Annotated in this window: 20 protein-coding genes and 1 pseudogene; 8 read left to right on the forward strand and 13 right to left on the reverse strand. The window is 65.5% G+C overall.

All coding sequences use genetic code 11. From position 1 onward, the window contains the following. Positions 1-174 precede the first annotated feature (174 nt). Both HGP13_RS37905 and HGP13_RS15525 read left to right on the forward strand, forming a co-directional pair. Positions 175-258 (forward strand): annotated as a pseudogene (locus tag HGP13_RS37905) (hypothetical protein); the annotation flags it as partial. Between the two features lie 44 nt (positions 259-302). Beyond that, on the forward strand, positions 303-956 hold the full coding sequence (locus HGP13_RS15525) for a sigma factor-like helix-turn-helix DNA-binding protein (RefSeq protein WP_246707396.1): 654 nt from the start codon (positions 303-305) through the stop codon (positions 954-956). 72 nt (positions 957-1028) lie between these two features. Here the strand turns inward: HGP13_RS15525 and HGP13_RS15530 are convergent, their stop codons facing one another. Further along, complete coding sequence (locus tag HGP13_RS15530) at positions 1029-1943, reverse strand: alpha/beta hydrolase (protein ID WP_172226881.1); 915 nt, start codon at positions 1941-1943, stop codon at positions 1029-1031. Between the two features lie 121 nt (positions 1944-2064). On the opposite strand from HGP13_RS15530, the gene HGP13_RS15535 reads away from it, so the two are divergent. Beyond that, positions 2065-2967 (forward strand): LysR family transcriptional regulator, encoded by a 903-nt coding sequence (locus HGP13_RS15535; protein ID WP_172226884.1) that lies wholly within the window; start codon positions 2065-2067, stop codon positions 2965-2967. Positions 2968-2975: 8 nt separating this feature from the next. On the opposite strand, the gene HGP13_RS15540 is transcribed toward HGP13_RS15535, so the two are convergent. From HGP13_RS15540 to HGP13_RS15560, 5 genes are all read right to left on the reverse strand, one after another. Then, complete coding sequence (locus HGP13_RS15540; RefSeq protein WP_172226887.1) at positions 2976-3719, reverse strand: 2OG-Fe(II) oxygenase; 744 nt, start codon at positions 3717-3719, stop codon at positions 2976-2978. Next, positions 3716-4264 carry a methylated-DNA--[protein]-cysteine S-methyltransferase gene (locus HGP13_RS15545; protein WP_172226890.1) on the reverse strand — a complete coding sequence of 183 codons (549 nt, stop codon included), beginning with the start codon at positions 4262-4264 and terminating at the stop codon, positions 3716-3718. Before HGP13_RS15545 ends, HGP13_RS15540 begins: the two co-directional genes overlap by 4 nt. Positions 4265-4415: 151 nt before the next feature. Next, positions 4416-4625 carry a hypothetical protein gene (locus tag HGP13_RS15550; protein ID WP_246707397.1) on the reverse strand — a complete coding sequence of 70 codons (210 nt, stop codon included), beginning with the start codon at positions 4623-4625 and terminating at the stop codon, positions 4416-4418. Positions 4626-4645: 20 nt separating this feature from the next. Continuing rightward, a complete protein-coding gene (gene ada, locus HGP13_RS15555) occupies positions 4646-5758 on the reverse strand; it encodes a bifunctional DNA-binding transcriptional regulator/O6-methylguanine-DNA methyltransferase Ada (RefSeq protein ID WP_172234727.1) in 1113 nt (370 codons plus the stop codon). 66 nt (positions 5759-5824) lie between these two features. Further along, on the reverse strand, positions 5825-6517 hold the full coding sequence (locus HGP13_RS15560) for a helix-turn-helix domain-containing protein (protein ID WP_172226896.1): 693 nt from the start codon (positions 6515-6517) through the stop codon (positions 5825-5827). A gap of 177 nt (positions 6518-6694) precedes the next feature. On the opposite strand from HGP13_RS15560, the gene HGP13_RS15565 reads away from it, so the two are divergent. Then, positions 6695-7021, forward strand: a complete 327-nt coding sequence (locus HGP13_RS15565) for a DUF1330 domain-containing protein (protein ID WP_044550660.1) — start codon at positions 6695-6697, stop codon at positions 7019-7021. Positions 7022-7136: 115 nt separating this feature from the next. Then, positions 7137-7673, forward strand: a complete 537-nt coding sequence (locus tag HGP13_RS15570; RefSeq protein ID WP_172226899.1) for a hypothetical protein — start codon at positions 7137-7139, stop codon at positions 7671-7673. A gap of 99 nt (positions 7674-7772) precedes the next feature. Here HGP13_RS15570 and HGP13_RS15575 read toward each other — a convergent pair whose 3' ends face one another. Beyond that, entirely contained in the window at positions 7773-8843 is a 1071-nt protein-coding gene (locus HGP13_RS15575) for a phosphatase PAP2 family protein (protein WP_172226902.1), read from the reverse strand. 287 nt (positions 8844-9130) lie between these two features. Next, positions 9131-9580, reverse strand: coding sequence for an ester cyclase (locus HGP13_RS15580; RefSeq protein WP_172226905.1), 450 nt, complete (start codon positions 9578-9580; stop codon positions 9131-9133). Between the two features lie 251 nt (positions 9581-9831). Here HGP13_RS15580 and HGP13_RS15585 point away from each other — a divergent pair, with 251 nt between their 5' ends. After that, positions 9832-11931 carry an EAL domain-containing protein gene (locus HGP13_RS15585; RefSeq protein ID WP_172226910.1) on the forward strand — a complete coding sequence of 700 codons (2100 nt, stop codon included), beginning with the start codon at positions 9832-9834 and terminating at the stop codon, positions 11929-11931. Here the strand turns inward: HGP13_RS15585 and HGP13_RS15590 are convergent, their stop codons facing one another. Both HGP13_RS15590 and HGP13_RS15595 read right to left on the reverse strand, forming a co-directional pair. Next, positions 11932-12126 carry a hypothetical protein gene (locus tag HGP13_RS15590; protein ID WP_172226913.1) on the reverse strand — a complete coding sequence of 65 codons (195 nt, stop codon included), beginning with the start codon at positions 12124-12126 and terminating at the stop codon, positions 11932-11934. 164 nt (positions 12127-12290) lie between these two features. Further along, positions 12291-20024 carry an autotransporter-associated beta strand repeat-containing protein gene (locus tag HGP13_RS15595; protein WP_172226916.1) on the reverse strand — a complete coding sequence of 2578 codons (7734 nt, stop codon included), beginning with the start codon at positions 20022-20024 and terminating at the stop codon, positions 12291-12293. Positions 20025-20654: 630 nt separating this feature from the next. Between HGP13_RS15595 and HGP13_RS15600 the strand changes: the two genes are divergently transcribed. Then, the gene (locus HGP13_RS15600; protein ID WP_172226919.1) at positions 20655-21374 is read left to right on the forward strand and encodes a 3-keto-5-aminohexanoate cleavage protein; all 720 of its coding nucleotides are present in this window, start codon (positions 20655-20657) and stop codon (positions 21372-21374) included. Positions 21375-21379: 5 nt separating this feature from the next. On the opposite strand, the gene HGP13_RS37910 is transcribed toward HGP13_RS15600, so the two are convergent. The 3 genes from HGP13_RS37910 to HGP13_RS15610 are packed head-to-tail and all read right to left on the reverse strand — an operon-like array spanning position 21380 to position 23740. Next, on the reverse strand, positions 21380-22000 hold the full coding sequence (locus HGP13_RS37910) for an AMP-binding protein (RefSeq protein WP_246707398.1): 621 nt from the start codon (positions 21998-22000) through the stop codon (positions 21380-21382). Further along, complete coding sequence (locus tag HGP13_RS37915) at positions 21997-22893, reverse strand: AMP-binding protein (RefSeq protein WP_246707399.1); 897 nt, start codon at positions 22891-22893, stop codon at positions 21997-21999. The genes HGP13_RS37910 and HGP13_RS37915 overlap by 4 nt, the downstream gene beginning before the upstream one ends. A gap of 31 nt (positions 22894-22924) precedes the next feature. Beyond that, positions 22925-23740 carry a p-hydroxycinnamoyl CoA hydratase/lyase gene (locus HGP13_RS15610; protein ID WP_210266364.1) on the reverse strand — a complete coding sequence of 272 codons (816 nt, stop codon included), beginning with the start codon at positions 23738-23740 and terminating at the stop codon, positions 22925-22927. 100 nt (positions 23741-23840) lie between these two features. On the opposite strand from HGP13_RS15610, the gene HGP13_RS15615 reads away from it, so the two are divergent. Then, positions 23841-24338: a MarR family transcriptional regulator gene (locus HGP13_RS15615; protein ID WP_246707400.1), complete on the forward strand. Its 498-nt coding sequence runs from the start codon at positions 23841-23843 to the stop codon at positions 24336-24338. The last annotated feature ends 4 nt before the right edge of the window (positions 24339-24342 follow it).

Below are 24342 nucleotides of genomic sequence, written 5' to 3' on the forward strand. Positions count from 1 at the left end.
TGTGGCAACGCCGAGCGACGTGCCGCGATGAACCAGCAGATCCGCAATTCCCATGAGACGAGGCAAGGTTTTGAGCCGCGCCTCGACCCCGAAGGCCTGTTCGACCTGCGCTACAGGGCGTTCCTGGAGACGGTCTCGCATCTGCGTGTCCGCCTTCACCGCTATTGCGCGCGCATGACCGGCTCGGCTCTCGACGGCGAGGACATCATGCAGGAGGCCCTGTTCGAGGCCTATCGCAAGATCGGGCTGCTCGACGATGCACAGGCGCTGCGGCCATGGCTGTTCCGCATCGCCCATAACAGGTGCATCGACTTCATCGCACCCGGCGCACGCGGCTCAAGGCCGAAGCAGGCTATGCCAGCGATGAGATCGTGCTGCCGGTCGAGCCCGCCGGCCCGGGCGCCGGCCGCGCCATCGAGCGGCTGGTGGTGCACCTGCCGCCGAAGGAGCGCGCCTGCGTGCTGCTCAAGGATGTCTTCGACCATTCGCTGGACGAGATCGCCGGCCTGGTCGGCTCGACATCAGGCGGCGTCAAGTCGGCGCTCAATCGTGGCCGCGCCAAGCTCGCCGCTCTGCCGGCGCAGCCGGTCGCGGCGCCCGTCCATGACCCGGACGTGGAGCGGCTGCTCAGCCGCTATGTCGAACTCTTCAATGCCAGGGACTGGGACGGGGTGCGGGCGCTGACCAGCGCCGATGCCCGGCTGCGGGTTTCGGACTGCTACAATGGCCTGCTCTCCAACTCGCCCTATTTCGTCGAATATGAGCGCGGCGAGCCCTGGCGCATGCGACCAGCTGTGGTCGAAGGGGAGGCCGTGCTGGTCGTCGACAGGCGGCAAGACGAGGTCTGGCGGCCGGCCTATGTGGTGCGGGTCCATGCCGAGGGCGGCGTCATCGACCGCATCACCGACTATTATGCGTGTCCGTGGATCCTGGACATGGTGGCCGCCGATGGATGACGGATTTTATCCGGCGGCGTCCTATTTCACCGAGTCGGCGGTCGCCAGAATAATATCGGCCACTTCGCGCCGTTATTTGGAGAGGAAATCGGTGATAAGCTTGACCGTGGCATCCGGGTTTTCCTCCATGATCCAGTGGCCGGATGCGGGCACGATGGCGCCCGTCACGTCCGCCGCGACGAAGCGCAGGGTGTCGGCCTGTGTCGTGCCTGCCGATTTCTCCGCGCCGACTGCCAGCACCGGCATGGCCAGTTTGCCGCCGGTGGAAAGCATCGCAGGGTTGTCGATGGCGTCCTGGTCGAATGCCTTGAACTGTTCGAAGGCGTCATGCATGGCATGCGGCCGTGCATAGAGTTTTGCATAATGGACACGCGTCGCCTCGTCGATCTTCTTCGGGTCGGCCGACAGTTCGTTGTAGAAGCGGTCGAGGTAGATGCGCTCGCGACCCGCCACCAGCCGCTCCATGTCGGGGCCGCGGAAGTTGAAGTGCCAGAGCAGCGGGCTTTGCTTGATCTTGTCCCAGTCGCCTATGCCCGGCAGCGGTGCGTCGATGACAACCCATTTCGTGATGCGCTTGGGATATTGCGCGGCCAGCGCATAGCCGACCATGTTGCCGATGTCGTGTGTCACCAGATCGGCCTTGTCGATCTTCAGCGCGTCCATCACGCCGGCGATATCGACCGCCTGATTCTTCTTGGTGTAGCCGCTGTCCGGATGCGCCGAAAGGCCCATGCCGCGCAGGTCCGGCACGATCACCGTGTGATCCTTCATCAGCTTCACCGCGGCCCGCGCCCACATGTCGCCGGTATCGGCGAAGCCGTGCAGCAGCACGACAGCGGGTCCTTGTCCGCCGATGCGCACATAAAGCTTGGTGCCGTTGGTCTCGATCGACTGCGTCTTGAAGCCGGTCGGAAACGGGGTCACGCCCGCGGCGGCCGGACCGGCGAGTAACAGCAGACCAAGCATGATGACCAAAGGACGAAACATGATGCACTACCCCAAGCTTTTATTCTGCCGCCGCCATATCGCGGTCTTTTCGACTATGGCACCATGCCCTTGATTTCGTCAGGCACCGGTCGCCTGATTATGAATTCGGGAAAACCGAACAATGCTGAAGTTTGAATCCGCCGCCGCGTTTGTCGCGGTCGCGGAATCCGGTTCGATCACCGAAGCGGCCAGGCGTATGGGCCTGTCCAAGTCCGTCATCAGCGAGCGGCTGTCGGAGCTTGAGCGCAGCCTCGGCACAAGGCTGCTGGACCGCACCACCCGCAAACTCTCCATCACCGAAGCGGGGCGCGGTTTTTACGAGCGCGCCAAGCGCATCATGCAGGAGGTGACCGACGCCCGCGCCGAAATCGCCGAACGTCGCGGCGAACTCGCTGGACCGCTCAGAATATCGGCGCCGACCAGTTTTGGCATCCTCCATCTCGGCCCGGCGCTGTATGGCTTCCTGGCCAGGCATCCGGGGATCGAACTGACGCTTGATCTCGACGACCGTTTCGTCAGCGTGGTGGCCGATGGCTGCGATGCCATCGTGCGTCACGGGCCGGTCGTCGATGACGGACCTGTCATCGTCAGGAAGCTTGCCTCCAGCCGTCGCTTCCTCGTGGCCTCACCGGACTATATCGAGCGCTTCGGATTGCCCGCGACCACCGACGAGCTGAAACGCCACAAGGGCATCATCTATTCCATCCGGGGTGCCGCCGACTGGCGGTTCAAGATCTCGCGGCGGCTGGTGACGATCCGCCCGGAAACCGCGCTGCGCGTCAACAATGGGATTTTGATGCGTGACGCGGCACTTGCCGGCCTCGGCCTGGCGCTGCTCCCCACCTACTTCATTCGCACCGAGATCGCCGACAAGCGATTGACGGTCGTTGATGTCGGTGCAGAGCCTGAAGGGGCTACGCTCTATATCGCCTGGCCCGAGGATAGGCGCGGATCCGCCAAACTGCGCGCGCTCACCGCATGGCTACGCGATGCCTTTGGCGATCCGCCCTATTGGGAAGCGTGAATCGGCGCTCACTTCGCATCGTGAAAAATGATGCCGACGGTGTGGCGCATGCCCGAGCGCAGGCGGCTGACGCCGTGGCGCAGATTGACGCGGTAATTGCCCCTGGTTCCCTGCACCGGCCGGTTGTGGACGGCGAAGGCCACGGCGTCGCCCTGGCGCAGCGGCACCACTTCCACCCGGCTCTGCATGCGCGGCCGCTGTTCGGTCAGCGCGAACTCGCCGCCGGTGAAATCCTCGCCCGGTTCGGAGAGCAGGACCGCCACCTGCAAGGGGAAGGCGAGGTCGCCATATAGGTCCTGGTGCAGGCAGTTGAAGTCGCCGGGGACATATTGCAGCAAAAGCGGCGTCGGCCTGACCTGGCCGGCGCCATGGCACTGGTCGAGAAACGCGGCATGCGTGCCGGGATAGCGCAAGGCGATCCCCATACGCTCGTTCCACCGGTTGGCGACCTCGGCGAGCCGGGGATAGAGCGCGCTGCGCAACCCGCCGACGAGGTCGGGCAAGGGATAGCGGAAATAGCGGTATTCGCCCTTGCCGAAACCATGCCTGGCCATGTGGATATGACTGCGGAAATGTTTTTCCTCAGGGTAGAGGCCGGCGATCTGCCGGCACTCTTCGGATGATAGCAGCTTTTCCATCACCGCGCAGCCGAAGCCGTCAAGTTCGGTGGTCAGGGCCGGCCAGTCGTAACCGGCGATGCGTGTCTCGGCGGCTTCCACCACGGATGTGGCAACCTTGGTGTGGGCGTTCATACCGCGGCCTCCAGGTCCAGCAAGCCGCGCTTGCGCTCGATGCCCCAGCGGTAGCCCGACAGCGTGCCGTCGGCGCGGACCACACGGTGGCAAGGAATGCCGAGCGCGATCGCGTTGGCGGCACAGGCGGTTGCCGCGGCGCGAGCGCCGTTCGGTTGGCCAAGCCGCCGGGCAAGCGCGGTGTAGGTGATGGTGGCGCCGCAAGGGATGGCGCGCAGCTCGTTCCACACACGCTGCTGGAACGGCGTGCCGTGGCGCATGTCGAGCGGCAGGTCGAGGCCAACGCCGGGCGCTTCGATGAAGCGGGCGATGGCCGCGAGATCGTCGCGCAGCCCGGTTTTGTCTTCGACTAGAACCCTACCGGGGAAGCGATTGGCGAGGTCCTGCTCGAGCGTATCGGCATCGGAGCCGATCAGGATGGCGCAGACGCCAATATGGCTGCGCGCCGCCAGGATGTTGCCGATCGCGGATTGGCCGATGGCGTAGGTGATGATGTCGAGGGCGGCGGGTGCTCTCGCCGGCATGTGGGTTTGCATGAGGTTCATTGCCTTCACTCCTTCTGTGTGCCTGAACCCTAGCCACGTGCCGGGTGGCGCTCACTCCGATGCTTGCTTTCAAATTCAAATCTCGGAGCTGAACGGCAAGGTCGGCGCCGTAGAGCGCTGATCTGGACCATTCGTACTTCGCCCGAGGATGTTATGCGACGCGGGTGACGGACACCTCGCCCAGCACGAACACCTCTCCGCTCAACAGCCGCAGCTCGATCTCGCCACTCGCGGTGCGTCTCCATTCGGCCTTGCCATCATCGACAAGCTCGCCGATGGCGGCGAAGACCTGTGACTTCGCATCGATGGCCGCGCCGTTGGTGATCTCGATATGCGCACCGGCGGTGGAAGTCCTTGCCATGGTGCGCATCGCCGGTTCTCTCAGGTCCGCGAAGACTGGTGGGCTTTATCGGATATTGCCTCGCGGTCGAGCAGCGCGCGCTTGCGTTGGACTCCCCAGGCGTAGCCGGACAGGGCGCCGTCATTCCTGATGACGCGGTGGCAGGGAATGGCCATGGCATGCGCGTTGGCGGCGCAGGCGGCGGCGATGGCGCGGGTTGCTCTGGGCGAGCCGATGCGCTCGGCGATCTCGGCGTAGGAAACCGTGCTGCCGACCGGGATGTCCCGAAGGGCTTGCCAGACGCGCTGCTGGAAGGCGGTGCCGCGCACGTCGAGCGGCAGGTCGAGACCGAGCCGTGGGGCCTCGACGAAGCCGACGACGCGGGCGACCAGCGCCTCGTAGTCGCGGTCGCCGCCGATCAGCCGCGCCCTGGGGAAACGGTCCTGCAGGTCGCGCACCAGCGCGTCCGGGTCGTCGCCGAGCAGGATCGAGGCGACGCCCTTTCGGCTCGACGCGACCAGTATGGCGCCGAGCGAGGATTCACCGACGGCGAAGCGGATGTCCTCGTTGGCGCCGCCGGCGCGGTAGCGCGTCGGCGTCATGCCGAGCATGCCGGTGGACTTCTCGTAGAAGCGCCCGCTGGAATTGAAACCGGCATCGTAGATCGCCGTGGTCACACTGGCGCCGTCTTCGAGCCCCTGGCGGACTCGGGCGGCGCGGTGTGCCGCGGCATAGTCCTTCGGCGTCAGCCCGCTGATCGCCTTGAAGACGCGGTGGAAATAGCCGGCGCTGCGGCCGGCGGCATCAGCCAGTTCGCAGAGCGACGGTTCCGCCTCGCTCTGCTCGATCCTGCGGCAGGCATCGGCGACCATCGCCGCATTGCCGGCCTCCAGCGAAGGGCCATCCGGATTGCAGCGCCGGCAGGCGCGAAAGCCGGTCGCCTTCGCCTGAGCCAGCGTGTCGTGCAGTTGCACATTGCCGGGGTTGGCCCGCCGCGACGGGCAGGAGGGCCGGCAATAGCCACCGGTCGTCGCCACCGAATACCAGAATGCGCCGTCCGCCAACTTGTCGCGCGCGACGACGCGCGCCCAGCGCGGATCGTCGGTGACCGGCAACGGCGTGGATTTCAGATTCTTGGCAAGGGTGATGAACATGGCCGCATTGAAGCCGCTGAAAGACGGTCCCGCCACCCGTTTCCTGCCAAGCGGCTCTCGACTCTCCTACGCCGCGCGCTTGGGCTCCACCGCGAACGGGCTCAACCCAAGCCAGGTCTGCATCTTTTTGCCGATGGCCTGGTCGCCGGTCAGGGAAACCTTCGCGCCGGCCTTCTCGACGGTGAGCAATCCCATCCAGATCGCCGTCATTGTGTGCAGGTCCGTCGAGACGTAGAGGTCGACATCGAAGCCCGGATCGTACCAGCACAGGTCGACCTCGCCATGCTTCTCAACGATCAGCCACCACGACCGTTTGGACGCCGGGAGATCCTGATACAGGAATTGTATCACCGTGCGTCCCTCGGGTAGCGGCGAGGGGTTCAAATTGCGCCGCATGTCCCACATCAGCAACGAGGGATCGAGGTTTTTGAGCGACAGCCGGGACTCGACCCATTTTTGCCCCCAGAAACCCATCGCCTCGACGACGGGGCGCAAATCGCGGCCGGCCTCGGTCAGCCGGTAGTCGAAGATCCCCTTCTCGCCCGGGATCTCCTTGCGCTCGACGATCCCCGCCAGCTCGAGCTCCTTCAGCCGTTGCGACAGAAGGGTTGGTGACATCTTTGGCACGCCGCGGCGCAAATCGTTGAAGCGGGTCGAACCCGTCACCAATTCGCGCAGCAGCACCATCGTCCAACGGGTGCACAGCACCTCGGCGGCCATCGATAGCGGGCAGAACTGCTTGTATCCGTGCTGGGTCATGATTGGTGGTTCTCCCTCGAAGCTGGGATGAACATTAGCCCTTCATGATTGAAGCGACGAGTACAGAAACTGTACCGGCCCAGTACAGATCGCGGACTGGTTGGCGAGAGCCCAGCCATGCGAGCCCTTTGGCCGGTGCACGGGATACCCCTGTGCGCCGCAACCAGGAGACTACCCATGACCGCTTACGTTATCGCAGACATCAAGATGAAGGATCCGAAATGGGTGCCGGCCTACGCCGCCTCGGTGCACGACATCGTCCACAAGCATGGCGGCAAATATCTGTCGCGCAGCGGCAATGTGAAGACGCTTGAAGGCAAGCCGCTCGATACCACGCTGATCGCCTTGATGGCGTTCCCGTCGGAAGCGGCGGCGCGCGCCTTCACCAACGATCCGGCCTACGCGCCTTTCGTCTCGGCGCGTCAGGGTGGCAGTGACAGCCGCTTCCAGCTGATCGACGACACCGATCTGGCGGGGACGATCCCGTACCTGCCGAAGGGATGATCCTTCCACGATACATCGATTTCGGGATCACCAAGCAACAACAGTCACGGCGCTTGCCTGCCGGGCCTCCGTATTTCCGGCGGCCGGCCAGCCGTGCTTTTTCAAGAAGAATGGAATGAATATGAAATCAAATCTTCGCAACAGGCTCGTCATGGCGGGGGCCATGCTGGCCGTCTGCACCAACTTCGCTTGGGCGCATCAGGAAGCCGCTGAGGCCGCATCCGGCCCCAACCCTCTGGCCGACAAAGTACGGGCCGCGAACAGCCGGTTCCTTGACGTCAAGGCGGCGACGGCCGAGGGCTATGCGCCCATTCCCTGCGCCAGCGGCATTAACGGCGGCGCGATGGGTATCCACTACGTCAACGGCCAGTATCTGAAGGACGACAAGATCGACATCGCCCGGCCTGAAGCCGTGATGTACGAACCGATGGCCGACGGTCGGCTTAAGCTGGTGGCGGTCGAGTACATCACCTCGAAGGGCCCGGCGTCGCTCGATGGACAGCTGTTCAACTTCAACAGCGCGCCCAACCGCTATGGCCTAGGTGAATTCTACGAACTGCATGTCTGGGCCTGGAAGGGCAACCCGACCGGCACTTTCGCCGATATGAACCCGAAAGTGTCGTGCGAACACGCGATGGCGCCAAGCCAGTAGGCTCAGCAAGCAATGAAACCAGGCGGCGCCTTATGCCGCCTGGTACTCTCCCGGAGGGTCGTGGCGGCATTGGTTTGCCCCGGCCTCAGCCAGATGCGGTCAATGCGACGACGGTTCGGGCAGCGGCAGTCCGATCCCGGCGGTGTCGCGGCTCGCCTGCGGCAGAACGAAACGGCCCGTCAGGTACCAGAGCACGGACACGACCAGGATCGAGAGGTAGCCGTCAACGGCATAGTGCCAGCCGGTGTAAACCGAGCCGAACATGATGAATGCTGCAAAGGACCAGCCGGCGATGGCCCAGCGGCGCCCGAAACCGCTCAGGAAGAACGCGTTGAGCGTAACGAAGGCGACATGCATGCTTGGCATGGCGGAGATGCCGCCGCCGAGTTCGGGGCGGCCGCTTGCGTGAGCCGTAAGCAGATAGTTGGCATAGACGTGGACCGATGCGGCGTAGCCGTTCTGCGCCAGCGCGGTCTGCAATGCGGCAAACCGGTCGCCACCGTAGAACTGGTCATGAAAAATCGGGCCGGTGGACGACAGCGCCATGGCCAGGACGGTGCCGCACAGGATCGTCGTCAGCGCGAGCGCCCAGAGATAACGCAAACGTCCTGCCGGGTTGTTCCAGAAGGCGACGAACAGCAAGGTGCCGAACCATTGCACGTGCCAGCCATATCCGTAGCCGAGGAAAATGACGGCCGAGATGGGTTCGGCAACGACGCTGTGCGCAAATATCCAGGGATCGCCGCCATGCAGCCCACGATCAAGCTCCGCCAGCATGCGGTCGGCATAGAACGGCACGATGGCGGGAATGGTGATCTTGAAGGCGGTGAATGCGGTGATACCGAGAAAGAACAGGAGGATCACCGGTGCGGCGGCCAGCCAGCGCTGCCTCAGCATATCGAGCATGAACCTTGTCGGGCTTTGCCGGGCAAACGTCAGTGCCAACAGGCCAAGGCCGGCGGCAAGAAGCGCGGGCAGGAAGAAGGCGAACGGCTGGGCGTAGGATTGCGCCAGGTACAAATAGCGGCCCGGCTGCAGCCAAAGCGCGGCCAGCGCGTAGGCCAGGCACAGAATGGTCAACAGCCAGCCGCTCCTGGTCGCGGCGATGTCCAGGTCAAAAATGGCAAAGGAGCGGCGATCGCCGTCCGGCTGCCCGGTACGCATACTCATCGAAGGACATCCCGCCAGCTGCCCGAAGGATTATTCACGGTATTTTCGCCTATGAAGTATTACTATTCAGTTTCACTTTAGAAAAGACAAAAATTTCAAATATTAGACACATGTAATTTGCTACTTCCGTCAAGAAATCGCTGACAAAGATGTCGCCAGGCAATGCGTAAGTATTGACGACGCCGTTGCCGCTTCCGGGCACCCCGAAAGGTTGCCGAACTTCGACGGGATCGAGGAGGCCATCGCCTGGGCGGCGATGGCCCCTGTAAATCAGGCGGTCTTGTAAATCAGGCGATCCTGATCAGGCCGAGCTGGGTCAGCGCCGCGATGCCGTCGTCGAGGCCGATCTCCTCGACGATCCGGCCGTCGATCACCTTCAGCACGGTGGTGCCGGTGAAGCGCATGGCGCGGCCGGTGGCGGCGGGCAGCGAGCCGGCGAGGAAATCGCCGAAGGCCGGGCCGGTATGCGTGCCGCCGCCCTCCCATTGGCCGACGACATAGTCGGCCTCGGCGATGAGATCGGCGGTGGCCCAGAAGTTGAGATCCGGGAAGGCGGCGCGGAAATCGGTCATGAAGGCCTTGATGTCGTCGCGGCCGCGGCGCGGCTCATGCAAGGAATATCTGAGCAGCATGTCGGGCGCGGCGATGTCGTCGACGACGGACAGATCGCAGGTTTCACCCCAGAAGTCGGTGAACCATCTGACGACGACGGCCTTGTTGTCTTCTTGCTTGGTCATTGGGAGGTACTCTTCCTGTTTGCTAGTGATCATCGGCGCTGCCGATGGATCCGGGATCACCGGACTGGCCGATGACCTGAGGCAAGCAGTAGGACGATTGGCTGCGCGCAAAACTCCGGTTCTTGCCGGCCAATCGAAAGACGGGTGCCACGAACATGGGCGGGCGACGAGGCGTGTGGCCGCGTCCGGTAACTGTTTCTTCTCTGGTTCTGTCGCAGATTGCCCGTTGGCGGGGATGAGCGAAACGGAAGATGGCGCGTCAGGGTAAGAAAAGTCGCAATGGAGAGTTTTGGGCGCTGGCGCTCGAACGCGCTCATCTCGGCGTCTGGGACTGGGATATTGCAAACGGCAGCTGCTTCTATTCGCCGACCTGGTGGCGCATGCTCGGCTATGAGGAGGGCGAGCTTGTCGACACGGCCGATCTCTGGCTGCGACTGACGCATCCGGACGACCGCGAGCGGGCACTGGCCAGCGGCAACGCCCACATTGCCGGTCAGACCGAGGCCATCGAGACCGAACTCCGGCTGAAGCACAAGCTGGGTCACTGGGTGTGGGTGCTCGACCGCGGCGGCATCGTCGAGCGCGACACCGACGGGCGGCCGCTGCGGCTGATGGGCGTGCAGACCGACATTTCGAAGCAGAAGGCGGCCGAGGCGGAGCTCGAACAGGTCAATGTGCGCTTCCGCCTGGCGCTCGCCGCCAGCGGTACCGGAATCTGGCACCACGACATCGCCACCAGCAAGAGCTATTGGGATGCCCGCACGAGGGACATATTCGGCCTCGTCGCCGACACCGACGAGGTGACGGCGGACCTCTGGCATACTTTCCTGCACCCCGACGACAGGGAAGCCACCGAGCAGGCGCATTTGCCGACGCCAGGCTCGGACGCAGTCACCGCCTCGCAGTACCGCATCATCAGGCGCGACGGCGTCGTCCGCCACGTCGAATCGCTGGTGCGCTTCATTGCCTCTGCCGGTGCTGCTGGCCAGGTCCTCGGCACGGTGCGCGACATCACCGAGGACAAATTGCGCGAGCAGGAACTCGCCTATGCGGCCCGTCACGATGCGCTGACCGGCCTGTGGAACCGCTCCGCCTTCGACAGGCTGCTTGCCGACCACATCGCCACGGGCGTGCCGCTGGCGGTGTTCTATGTCGATCTCGACTACTTCAAGGCGCTCAACGACTTCGCCGGCCACGCCGCCGGCGATCTGGCGCTGATGAGCGTGGCGGCCGGCATTGTCCGTTGCCTGCCGCCATCAGCGCATGCGGCGCGCCTCGGCGGCGACGAGTTCGCCCTGCTGGTGCCCCATTGCGACGCGGCGCAGGCCGAGCGGCTGGCCGGCGGCATACTGACGGCTGTGCGCGGCGCCGATCTCGGTCTTGCCGCGACCGCGCGGCGGCTCGCCGCAAGCATCGGCATCGCCATCGTCAACGACCGGGCCACCACGGTGGCCGACGCGCTGGCCTGTGCCGACGACGCCTGCTACGCGGCCAAGGCCGCCGGGCGCGATCGCTTCGCGGTGTTTTCGGCCGAGGCCAATTCCGGCGGCCTCAACGCGGCGCGGCTCGCCGCCGACACGGTCGACGCCATGGAGGACGGAAGGCTGAAACTGTTCGGCCAGGAGATCCACCGGCTGGGCCGGCCATGGCAGGAAAACCGCCATGTCGAGGTGCTGGCACGCCTTGTCGGGCGTAATGGCAAGCTGATCCCGCCCGGCGAATTCATACCGGCGGCGGAGCGCTTCGGCATTGCCGCCAGGCTCGATCGCTGGATCATCCGCACCGCGCTGTCGCTGCATGGCGCGGCGTTGCGCTCGGGCGCGCTGACGCTCGGCTTCAACCTGTCGGCGCAGACGCTGAGCGATCCCGGGCTGTGGAACTTCGTCGACAGCATCATCGAGCAAACCGGGGCGCCGCATTCCGGCATCGGTTTCGAGATCACCGAAACCGCAGCCGTCACCAATTTCGACGCCGCCGAGACGTTCGTGCGCAAGGCGCGCGAGCGGCGCTGCAAGGTCAGCCTCGACGATTTCGGCGCCGGCATGAGCTCGTTCGAATATCTCAGGCGCTTTCCTGTCGATGCCATCAAGATCGACGGCTCCTTTATCGAGCACATCGCCGAAAGCCGCTTCGACCGCGAGATCGTCTCGGCCATATCAGGCATTGCCCGCAGCGTCGGCTGCGCCGTCGTGGCCGAGAAGATCGAGGAACCAGAGACGCTCGGCATCCTGCAGGCGATGGGCGTCGATTTCGGTCAGGGCTTTCTCTTGCACCGGCCGGAACCGCTGGAGCAGATCGTGGCGCGTGCGACCGGGCCGGCAAGCCGGGCACCGGCGCGCAAGGCATCCTAATCAGCTGGATTGCCGCATGGTCTGATGCGGAAATTCCAGCATCCCGGTCTCGGGCCGCCGGTGCTGGGCTTCCGCCACCGTCTCGATCAAGAGGTCGAGGGCCTCGCATGTCAGGCGGCTCGTCTCGTCATTGCCGCGCAGATAGTGGTAGGCGCGTTCGAGATGGATACGGGCGGCTGAAAAATCGCTGGTCAATGGTCCCTCCATGATCCCGCCCTAATGTATCTTGGCCGGCCCGGCGGAACGCGAGGTAAATATCCACAGCCGCTTTTTATTCAAATGCCGCCGAACCATGCCGGCGTGAGACCGGCACGGAGCCTGTCCGCGCCGCCCCTGGGCTGGCTGCCTTGCTCGTGTCGTCAGAACTTGGCGCTGAGCGTACCCTTGAGGCTGTGCTCCTGCGCGCCGGATGCAAGCTGCCCGCTATAGGTGAGGTCAAGGCTGGTTTTTTCCGTCAGGTGCCAGTTCGCACCCGCTTCCAGCACCAGCGCCTCGCGGGCGATCGGCACACCGCTGACATCGAAAGCATCGCTGCCGGTTAAGGCAAAGGTCTCGGTCGGCACCACATCCGAATAGGCGTGCTGCCAGCCGACCATTCCATGCGCGCGCAGCATCGTCGCGCCGGTCGTGATGTCGGTCGCCGTTCTCAGTCCGAGCGTGGTGTACGGCACGTCGCGCGTGATGCCGCCGCTGGTCAATGCCGCCGGGCCGCCGGTCTCGGTGAAGCCGTCGGCGTCGAGATGGACATAGGCAGCGTTGACGAATGGCTCGAAGTCGATGCCGTTGGCGCTCATGCTGTAGCCCATCTCGCCGAACGCATAGGTCGTCGAGGCGTCGTAGTCGGCGCTCAGCCGGTCGGCAAAGCCTGGGAAATCGACAGTGCGGTCGGTCTTCACCGTGTGCCAGCTGTGGCCGGCGCCGAAGCGCAGGCCGATCTTGTCGAGCTGCGTGCCGGCATAGGCCATGATGTGATAGCTGTCGGCGGAAGCCGAGGACCGGCGGTCATCGACGTCGAACGAGGAGTGCGAGTAGCCCGCGGCTGCACCCACCAGCCAGTTGTCACCAACCGGTCCGTCGACACCGATCAGCAGCCCGCCGAGGGAATGGTTGAGTTCGGCCGCATTGCCGTCGCTGCTGAAATTCCCCCGACTGCCGATCGCCTGTGACCACACCGCGAAGCGCTCAGGCGCGGGGGTGGCCGCGGAGCGGCTCAAGAGCGGATCCTTGAGGTCGACATAGGAGTCGGGGTCTCGCGCGTCGCCGGCAAGGCCAGTGATGATGCGGTCGGCCATGGTCTTGCGCAGGAAACGTGTCTCGTCGATCAGGGCACTGGTCGCGCTCGGATGGACTTCGCCCGAGAGCTGGTCGAACGCCGCCCGCGCCTGCGCCTCCGAGCTGTTGAGAACCGCGATCAGGATCGGATTGGCAGGATCGAGTGTGTCGACCGCGGCGCCGACATTTTGCTGGTTGGGGGTCTGGCCAATGCCGCCAAGCGAGACGTCGTTGCGGTCCACTTGCAGCACCACCGCGTCCGGCTGGTAGACCAGCGTCGGCGTCAGGAAGGCTGAACCGCCACCCGCCAGCAGCGTGTCGAACGTGCCGTTCACGCCGGTGCCTGAAGTGATCAGCGTGTAAGCGGTGTTGGCGGCGAGCATGCCGCTGACACTGGCCGTGCCTCCGGTGAGCGTGGTCGTGCCGGTTGCCGCGATAAGGTCGCTGGTACCAGTCCCCGTCACATTGACCGCTAGCGTCGAGCCCGCGCCGAAGGCGACGTCGCCCGCAACGGTCAATGTACCGATCGGATTTGTCCCGGTCGGGCTGCCCGGCGCGACCGTTGCTCCGGCTCCCGCATCGATGCCGCCGACGGTGCCGATGCCGGCCAGCGTTCCGCCGGCATTGATGGTGACATCCGAATTGGCGATCGAGCCGGCGATGTCGAGCGTTCCGCGAAGCACCATGGTTGTACCGGTGTAGCTGTTGGTTCCAGACAGTGTCAGCAGGCCGCTGCCGATCTTGTCCAACCCAAGGCCGCCGGCGCCGTCCTTGATCGTGCCGGCGAAACTGCCGGCGCCGGCGCTGAGGATTGCCGCTGCCCCGCCGTCATTGGTGATGGTGGCGCCGGCTGCTCCGGTCAGGTTGGTGGCCGTCGCGCCGAAGCCGTTCAGGTCGAATGTGCCTTGCGCGGCGACATCGAGCGTTGCGCCGGTCCCCGCTGTCAGCGTGCCGGCGGCCGCATCGCCAAGCTGCAAGGTGCCGAAGTCGACCGACAGTGTCGTGCCGGCTCCAACCGAGGCGCCGGCGCCGTCGAGCGCGACCGTGCCGGTGTTGCCGGCCGAACCGATATGCAGATCCGCGCCGGCGCCGAGCGTCAGCGGTCCGGCAAGAAGGGCGTCGATGCCGGCCTGGGCGGAAAGCGTAGCCGCCGTGCCTGTGGCCAGGGCGAGCCCGCTGTTGAAGGTTCCGTTGGCGCCGAGGATCAGCTGGGTTCCGGCACTGAGCGTCGCGTCACCGGTGCCGAGCGCGCCGGTGTTGCCGGCAATGACGACACCGGCCGTGATGTCGAGACCGCCGCCGAAGCTGTTGGCGCCGTTCAGCGCCAGCGTACCGGCGCCGGTCTTGATCAGGCCATTGGCTGCACCGCCCGAGATGATGCCGCCAAGCGTGCCAGTGCCGAGTGCGACGTCGAGCGTGGCATCGCCGGTACCGGTCAGGCCGATATTGTTGGCGAGCGAAATGCCGGCGCCGAGACCGAGCGTGGCACCGCTTGCGAGGCTGGCATCGCCGGTGCCGAGAGCGGTGTTGTTGCCGGCGATGACGGTGCCGGCGGTGATGTCGAGACCGCCAGCGAAGGTGTTGGCGCCGTTCAGCGCCAGCGTTCCGGCGCCGGTCTTGATGAGGCCATTGGCGGCGCCACCAGAGATGATGCCGTTGAGTGTGCCGGTGCCGAGTGCGACATCGAGCGTGGCATCGCCGACACCGGTCAGACCGATGGCATTACCGACCGTGATGCCCCCACCGAGGCCGAGCGTTGCGCCGCCGGCAAGCGAAGCCGCACCGGTGCCGAGAGCGAGGTTGTTGCCGGCGATGACGGTGCCTGCCGTGATGTCGAGCCCGCCAGCAAAAGTGTTGGCGCCGTTGAGTGCCAGCGTGCCGGTACCGGTCTTGACCAGGCCATTGGCTGCGCCACCGGAGATGATGCCGGTCAAGGTGCCGGTGCCGAGCGCGACGTCGAGCGTGGCATCGCCGGCGCCGGTCAGGCCGATGGCGTTGCCGAGCGTGATGCCGGCGCCGAGGCCGAGGGTGGCGCCGCCGGCAAGCGTTGCGGCACCGGTGCCGAGAGCGGTGTTGTTGCCGGCGATGACGGTGCCGGCGTTGATGTCGATACCGCCGGCGAAGGTGTTGGCGCCGTTGAGCGCCAGGACCCCGGCGCCGGTCTTGATGAGGCCATTCGCGGCGCCGCCGGAAATGGTGCCGTTCAGCGTTCCGGTGCCGAGCGCGACGTCGAGCCTGGCGTCGCCGGTGCCGGTCAGGCCAATGGCGTTGCCCAGCGTGATGCCGGCGCCGAGGCCGAGCGTCGCGCCGCCAGCCAATGTGGCCGCGCCGGTGCCGAGTGCGCTGTTGTTGCCGGCGATGACGGTGCCTGCCGTGATGTCGAGCCCGCCGGCAAAGGTGTTGGCGCCGTTCAAAGCGAGTGTGCCTACGCCGGTTTTGATTAAGCCGTTTGCAGCGCCGCCCGAGATGATGCCGGTCAAAGTGCCGGTGCCGAGCGCGACGTCGAGCGTGGCATCGCCAGCGCCGGTAAGGCCGATGGCGTTGCCGAGCGTGATGCCCGCACCGAGGCCGAGCGCAGCGCCGCCGGCGAGCGTTGCCGCTCCGGTGCCGAGAGCGGTGTTGTTGCCGGCGATGACGGTGCCGGCGTTGATGTCGATACCGCCGGCAAAGGTGTTGGCGCCGTTGAGCGCCAGGACCCCGGCGCCGGTCTTGATGAGACCGTTGGCAGCGCCACCAGAGATGATGCCGGTCAAGGTGCCGGTGCCGAGCGCCACGTCGAGCGTGGCATCGCCAGCGCCGGTCAGGCCGATGGCGTTGCCGAGCGTAATGCCGGCGCCAAGGCCGAGCGTGGCACCGCCGGCGAGCGAAGCAGCACCAATGCCAAGCGCGAGATTGTTGCCGGCGATGACGGTGCCAGCGTTGATGTCGATGCCACCGGCGAAGGTGTTGGCGCCGTTCAGCGCCAGCGTTCCGGCGCCGGTCTTGATCAGTCCGTTGGCGGCGCCGCCGCTGATGATGCCGTTGAGTGTGCCGGTGCCGAGTGCGACGTCGAGCGTGGCGTCACCGGCGCCGGTCAGGCCGATAGCGTTGCCGAGTGTGATGCCGGCGCCGAGGCCGAGCGTGGCACCGCTTGCGAGGCTGGCGTCACCGGTGCCGAGAGCGGTGTTGTTGCCGGCGATGACGGTGCCGGCGGTGATGTCGAGACCGCCAGCGAAGGTGTTGGCGCCGTTCAGCGCCAGCGTTCCGGCGCCGGTCTTGATGAGGCCATTGGCGGCGCCACCAGAGATGATGCCGTTGAGTGTGCCGGTGCCGAGTGCGACATCGAGCGTGGCATCGCCGACACCGGTCAGACCGATGGCATTACCGACCGTGATGCCCCCACCGAGGCCGAGCGTTGCGCCGCCGGCAAGCGAAGCCGCACCGGTGCCGAGAGCGAGGTTGTTGCCGGCGATGACGGTGCCTGCCGTGATGTCGAGCCCGCCAGCAAAAGTGTTGGCGCCGTTGAGTGCCAGCGTGCCGGTACCGGTCTTGACCAGGCCATTGGCTGCGCCACCGGAGATGATGCCGGTCAAGGTGCCGGTGCCGAGCGCGACGTCGAGCGTGGCATCGCCGGCGCCGGTCAGGCCGATGGCGTTGCCGAGCGTGATGCCGGCGCCGAGGCCGAGGGTGGCGCCGCCGGCAAGCGTTGCGGCACCGGTGCCGAGAGCGGTGTTGTTGCCGGCGATGACAGTGCCGGCGGTGATATCGATCCCGCCGGCAAAGGTGTTGGCGCCGTTGAGCGCCAGAACTCCGGCGCCGGTCTTGATCAGGCCATTCGCGGCGCCGCCGGAAATGATGCCGTTGAGCGTACCGATGCCGAGCGCGACGTCGAGCGTGGCGTCGCCGGTGCCGGTCAGGCCGATGGCGTTGCCCAGCGTGATGCCGGCGCCGAGGCCGAGTGTGGCGCCACCGGCCAAGGTGGCCGCGCCGGTGCCGAGCGCTGTGTTGTTGCCGGCGATGACAGTGCCGGCGGTGATATCGATGCCGCCGGCAAAGGTGTTGGCGCCGTTCAGCGCCAGCGTACCGGTTCCGGTCTTGATGAGGCCGTTGGCAGCGCCGCCGGAGATGATACCGGTCAAGGTGCCGATGCCGGCGGAAACATCAAGCGAGGCATTACCGGCGCCGGTCAGGCCGATATTGTTGCCGAGCGAAATGCCGGCACCGAGGCCGAGCGCGGCACCCCCGGCCAATGACACCGGATTGGCGGCGAGCCCGAGCGCATTGTTGCTGCCGGCGATCAGGGTGCCGCCACCGATGGTGACGCTGCCGGCAAAACTGTTGTTGCCGGTCAGTGTCAGCGTGCCAGCGCCGGTCTTGTCGAGCGAGATGTTGCCGGTGATCGCGCCGCCGAAATTCCCGGCGGCGACGTCGAGTGTTGCGGCTGCTCCGGCATTGCCGATGGTGCCGCCGGCGACGCCGGTCAGGTTGCCGATCGTCGCGCCGAAGCCATTGAGGTCGACCGCACCGGTGGCGGCGACATTGAGCGTCGCATTGCCAAGTGCCGCGCCGATCGCCGCGTCGCCAAGCTGCAGCGTGCCGAAATTGGCCGAGATCGTTGCCCCGGCGCCGATCGTACTGGCACCCGCCAGGGCGACGACACCATTGTTGGTCACTGTCCCGATGCCGAGCGTGGCGCCGGCGCCGAGATTCAGTCCGCCGCCGAGCGTCGCCGCAATGCCGGGGCCTGCCGACAGCGTGGCGCCAAGTCCGGCACCAAGATTTAGCGCGTTGTTGAAGGTGCCGTTGGCGCCCAGGGTCAGTTCGGTGCCGGAGCCGAGCGTGACCTGGCCGATGCCGCCCGGGCCGCTGCCTAGCGCATTGACGTTGGTTGCCAGCACGGAGCCGGCGCCGATGGTGAGCCCGCCGGTGAAGCCGGTGTTGACGCCGCCCAGCGTGAGTTGCCCCGCGCCGGTCTTGGTCAGCGCAGCCGCACCGGTGAGGGCGCCGTTCAGTGTCCCGATGCCAGCGGAGACGTCGAGCGACGCAGCGCCTGCGATGTTGAGATCATTGGTGAGTATGGTGCCGGCGCCGATGCCGAACGACGTGCCGGCGCCAAGGCTCACCGCGTTCAATCCCAGCGCCAGATTGTTGGCCACGACCAACGAGCCGCCGCCGCTGATCGACACGCCACCAGTGAAGGTGTTGACGCCCGACAGCGTCAGCGTGCCGGCGCCAATCTTGTTCAGCCCCATATTACCGGAGATGACGCCCGCAAAATTGCCGGCATCGATGTTGAGGGTGGCCGCTCCGCCCGTATTGGTGAGACTTGCGCCCGCTGCGCCGGTCAGGTTGCCGATCGTCGCGCCGAAGCCGTTGATGTCGACCGCGCCGGCAGCACCGATGTTGAGCGTCGCGCCGGCCAGTTGTGCACCGATCGAGGCATCGCCAAACTTCACCGAGCCGAAATCGGCGGACAAGGTCGCATTGGCGCCGATGGTGGAGACGCCCGCCAGCGTCAGGCTGCCCAGCGAAGCCGCCGTGCCCAATCCAAGCGTCGCTCCGGCGCCGATGTTCAGCCCGCCGCCCAGCGTCACATTGAGGCCAGTGCCGGCCGACAGCGTGCCGCCGAGCCCGGCGCCGATATTGAGCGCGTTGTTGAAGGTGCCATTGGTGCCCAGTGTCAGCCCGGCGCCGCCACCGAGCGTGACCTGGCCGATGCCGCCGGGGCCGCTGCCCAGTGCGTCGACGTTCGTTGCCAGCACGCCACCGGCGCCAATGGTCAGGCCGCCAGTGAGGCCGGTGTTGACACCGCCCAGCGTGAGCTGTCCGGCGCCCGTCTTGACCAGGGCGGTGCCGCCGCTGATCGCACCGTTCAGTGTCCCGGTGCCGAGTGCAACATCAAGCGTGGCGCTGCCGGCGCCGGTCAGGCTGATGGTGTTGCCGAGCGTGACACCGCTGGCGAGGCCAAGCGTGGCACCGCCGGCAAGCGAAGCGGCACCGGTGCCGAGCGCGCCGTTGTTGCCGGCGACAAGGGTGCCCGCACCAATGGCGACGCCGCCGGTGAAGCTGTTGGCGCCGGACAAGGTCAGCGAGCCGGTGCCGATCTTGATCAGCGAGCCGCCGACGCCGGTAATGGTGCCGCTGAAGCTGGTGTTGCCGCCGATACCCCCAAGCGTCAGCGCCTTGGCGCCGAGATCGACCGATCCCGTGCCCGCCAGCGAGCCGATGCTCATGCCGCCGGATGTCAAGCCGGAAAGGCCGAGGCTGCCGCCGGCAAGGGTGATGGCGGCATTGCCGCCGGTGCTGGTACCGGCGAAATTCGCCGCGCCGCCGACATTGACCGAAATGGCGGCATTGTCGGCGCTGCTCGAGCCGCTGAAATTGAGCGTGCTGCCGGCGCCGCCGACGATGATCTGGGCGTTTCCGCCGAGACTGTTGCCGGCAAAATTTATGTCACCGCCGGCGCTGGCGGTGATAACCGCGTTGGCGGCCGTGCTGGTGCCAGCGAAATTGACGATGCCGCCCAGGCTGGCGTTGACGATGGCATTGCCGGCGCTGGTGCCGGCCCCGTTGAGGGTCAGTGTCCCGGTGCCGCCAAGCGTGCCGGACATGTTGAAGATCGGCGCCGTGAGCCCGGAACTGTTCTGGATGCCGGCGCCCGTCAGCGTCAGAGAGGTGTTCAAGGCCGGAGCGGTGACGGCAAACGTGTAGACCGGCGCGGTGGCGGTGAACGATATGCCGCCGATCGTGGTCGACGACCCCGGCGTGAAGGCGACGGCAGGAACTCCCAGCGTGTCGAACGTCGCGGTTCCAGTTGGAACGCCGATCGGGTTCCAGCTCAAGCCGCTGTTCCATGTACCGCCGGCGCCGGTCCATGTCGCGTCTTGCGCGGATGCCGGCCCGGCGACCGATGCGATTGCTATAGCGAGACTCGAAACACCCAGAAGCAGAGCAATTCGATTGGAGCGGCACGAACGAGTCTGCCCAGGCATGATTTGCCCTCCCGCTTTCAGGCTTACTTCAAGATTATCTCTCTCTATCTTTATGTTCTTTATAGTTAACGAAAAGTTAACACCAGTGGTCAGGATCTACAAGTAGAAAGCAAAAATATCTATGTACTTTAGAGATTTTGCATACTCAATTTTCTTTGGTCTAAAGTCGCGTAAATTCTTACTTTGCAGCCTAATATAATGCTAATTTAGCGTAACTTCTCCAATAATATCGATTATCTTTGTTTTCAAGATAAAAAATATCTCAAGCGGATGAGGCGAAAAGCTCGTGCATGGACGGCGAGACCGAATCAGTGGCCGGTATTTGTCTGGGATGCTGCTTCGGGCGTGCCCATCCATTCTCGTGGTCAATGGCAGTGGTTCGCCTCGACAACCAGCTGTCGGGGCAGCTGCCCAAAGCTTTGCCATGCCTGGCGGCACGGCTAGACTGCCGTTTTTCAGAGGAGGGACCGAGGAGGGACCATGATCGTACAGGCCTGCATCAATGGCGCGCGTCCGCGCGATTTCCATCCGAAGCTGCCGCTCGACGCGCAGGCCATGGCCACCGATGCCGCGGCCTGCGTTGCCGCCGGTGCCGCCGAACTGCACATCCATCCGCGCGGTGCCGAAGGGCGCGAAAGCCTGGGCGCCGTCGACGCGACGGTGCTTGCCGTGCGCCGGGCCTGTCCGGGCACATTTGTCGGCGTGTCGACCGGCGCCTGGATCGAGAACGATGTTTCGCGCACCCGCGCGGCGATTGCCGGCTGGCGCGAGCTGCCCGACTATGCCTCGGTCAACCTGTCGGAGGCCGACGCGCCTGCCGTGATGGACCTGTTGCGCCAGCGCGGCGTCGGCATCGAGGCAGGGCTTGCCACTGTCGCCGATGCCGAGCGCTTCGTCGCACTTGCCGAGCACAGCCAAGTGTTGCGCATTCTGATCGAGATCGACATCCAGGATTTGTCCGCCGCACTCGACGAGGCGCAAGGCATCGCCGCCGTGTTGGAGCGCGCCGAAGCGCGGCGGCCGATCCTGCTGCATGGCGTCGACGCCACCGTCTGGCCGTTCGTGAGGCTGGCGCAGCAAAAGCGCTGGTCGACGCGCGTCGGCCTGGAAGACGGCAAGACACTGGCTGACGAAACGGTGGCCAAGGACAATGCGGACATCGTTGCGGCCGCCGTCGCTATCTTCCGGTCGGCCGGCTGAATGGCTCAGTCCTGGCCGCCGGCTGGTGCTGTCCATGTGCGAAGGATGTGTTTCTGGATCTTGCCGGAGGCGGTGCGCGGCAGCGCCTCGGTGACCAGAAACGCCTTTGGCACCTTGTAGCGGGCGATGCGGGCGCCGCAATGGCTCGCCAGATCAGCCGGATCGACAACGCAACCGGCTTTCGCCACGACGAAGGCGCGGCCGACTTCGCCCCAGCGTTCGTCGTCGACGCCGATCACCGCGGCCTCGGCGATGTCGGGATGGTCGAGCAGCACCATCTCGATTTCGACCGGATAGACGTTCTCGCCGCCGGAGATGAACATGTCCTTGCGGCGGTCGACGAGGGTGACGAAGCCTTCATCATCCTGCCGCGCGATGTCGCCGGTGCGGAACCAGCCATCGGCGGTGAAGGCGCGCTCCGTCTCTTCCGGCCGGTTCCAGTAGCCTGATGTGATCGAGGGGCCGGACAGCCAGATCTCGCCTGGCTCGCCGGCCGCGACGTCGCCGCCTTCGTCGTCGACGATGCGTAGGCTGATCATCGGCGCGGCCAGGCCGGCCGAGCCCGCCTTGCCTGCAATGCGGTCGGCTTCGACAGGCATGCCAAGCACGGTGCCGGCTTCGGTCATGCCGAAGCCTCGACCATGCGGATGCCTCGCGCCAGCCACCAGTTGATGTCGGCTGCCGGGTTGGGCGCGCCGCCGGTGAAGATGGCGGTCAGGGTGGTCCAGTTCGCCGGCGCGAAATCCGGGTGGTCGCGCAGCATGCTGGCCATCTGCGGCACGCAGAAATAATGGGTGACGCCAAGGGCTGGATCGGCGAGGCGCCGGTTGGTGGCGACGGCGTCGAAGCCGGACGAGATCAGCACCGTGCCGCCCTGCAGCAGCGGCGGACGCAAATTGGTGATGAGGCCGATGACATGGAACATCGGCGCGTCGCAGAGGAAGACACTGGCATTGCCGACCCGCCCCAGCACGCCGAAATTGACCGCCGTGGCCAACGCATTGCGCTCGCTGACGATGACGCCTTTCGGCCGGCCCGACGTGCCTGAGGTGTAGAGGATGATCGATGGCGCATCGCCGGCGGGCAGGGGACGGCGCGGCGCGGCTGCCTGCGCCTCGACTGCTTTCGCGAAGGCCGTGATTTCGACAGGCATACAGCGCCTGGTCAGCGCCAGGTCGATTGCCGTGTCATGCACCAGCAACACCGGGTCGCAATCCTCGATGATCGCCTGCTGTTCGGCGGCGGCCAGCCGCCAGTTGATAGGCACGAAGATGGCGCCGAGCCGCATCGTGGCCTGCTGCAGGATCAGCAGTTCGGCGCTGTTGCGGGCAAGCGTCGCGATCCGTTGTCCCGGTTCGAAGCCGTAGCCGGTTTCGAGAACGCCGACGGCGCGCTGGATGGCCTCGTCGAGCGCGGCATAGGTCCAGCGTCGGCCGGATGCGAGGTCGACACAAGCGAGACGATCCGGTTGCGCCCTGGCGTGCAGGGCCACGGGATCGGGCGTTGTCCAGGCCGGCATTCGCATCTCCTCCCAGATAGCGTCGATGCTGTCATCTGGCCTTGTCGTAGGCGCCGAGCCCAGGCTTGTAGCTCTTTTCATCGATGAACTGGCGGATGCCTTCCTTGCGGCCCGAATTGTCATGGAAGTTGGCCGCCTCCTGGGCGCGGACGAGATAGTCCTCGGCATTGTCGTAGGTCATCTCGGCGACGCGGCGGATGGCGTCCTTCGTCGCCTTGAGCGCAATCGGGTTCTTCTTCAGCAAGGTGTTGGCGACCTCGGTGACACGCGACTTCAACTCGGCCAGCGGCAGGCTTTCATTGACCAGCTTCCAGGCGGCCGCCTTTTTGCCGTCGATCAGTTCGCCGGTCAGCGCGTGGTACATGGCATCGCGCATCGACAGGAGGTCAACCACCACCTTGGTGGCGCCGCCGCCGGGCAGGATGCCCCAGTTGATCTCAGACAGCGCGAACTGCGCCTCGTCGGCGGCAAAGGCGAGGTCGCAAGCGAAGAGCGGACCATAGCCGCCGCCAAAGCACCAGCCATTGACCATGGCGATGGTCGGCTTGCCATACCAGCGCAGGCGCCGCCACCAGCCATAGGCTTCGGACTGCGCCTTGCGGATGGCGCCAAGACCCTTGGCCTCGGTCTCGCGGAAATATTCCTTGAGGTCCATGCCCGCCGACCAGGCGCTGCCTTCGCCCGACAGCACCAGCACGCCGACATCGTCGCGGAACTCGAGTTCGTCGAGAACCTCCATCATGCGCCGGTTGAGCGCCGGGTTCATGCAATTGCGCTTGTCCGGCCGGTTGAAGCGCACCCAGGCGATGCCATTCTCGACATCGAAGGCAACGGTCTCGTCGGTCATGGTCAGTGTCCTCCCGATTCACCACAGCTATGGAAAATTGCTATGCAGCATAGCTATCCTTATTGCTATGTCGCATAGTCTTTTTCGCTTGACAAGAGGGATGATCGCGGCGATCGGTTGCAGCATGGATGACGCAGAGGTTCACGCCAGCAGCGCCGCGCGAAGTGCGATGGCCGAGGACGCGCTCGACGCGCAGATCGGCTACAATCTCAGGCGTGCCTCGGCCTTTGCGCTCAACGATTTTGCGGTCGACCTGGCCGATGCGGCGCTGCGCCCGGTGACCTACGGGATGCTGGCGCTGATCGATGAGCGGCCCGGCATCCGCGCGGCCGAGCTCTGCCGCCTGCTCGGCATGAAGAGCGCCAACATGGCGCCGCTGCTCGCAGAGTTGGAAGAGCGCGGACTGGTCGAGCGCGACGACCATGCGCAGGACAAGCGCGTGCGGATGCTGACCCTGACACGGGCTGCAAGAGAAGCCATGCCGGGATGGCGGCAACAGGTTCGCCGGCACGAGGACCGGTTCCTGCATCGACTGACGAAAAAGGAGCGGGCAACGCTGCTGCGCATGCTGCGAATGATCTGGACGGACGAAGACTGAGAGC

The organism is Mesorhizobium sp. NZP2077, from assembly GCF_013170805.1.
GTDB lineage: Bacteria > Pseudomonadota > Alphaproteobacteria > Rhizobiales > Rhizobiaceae > Mesorhizobium.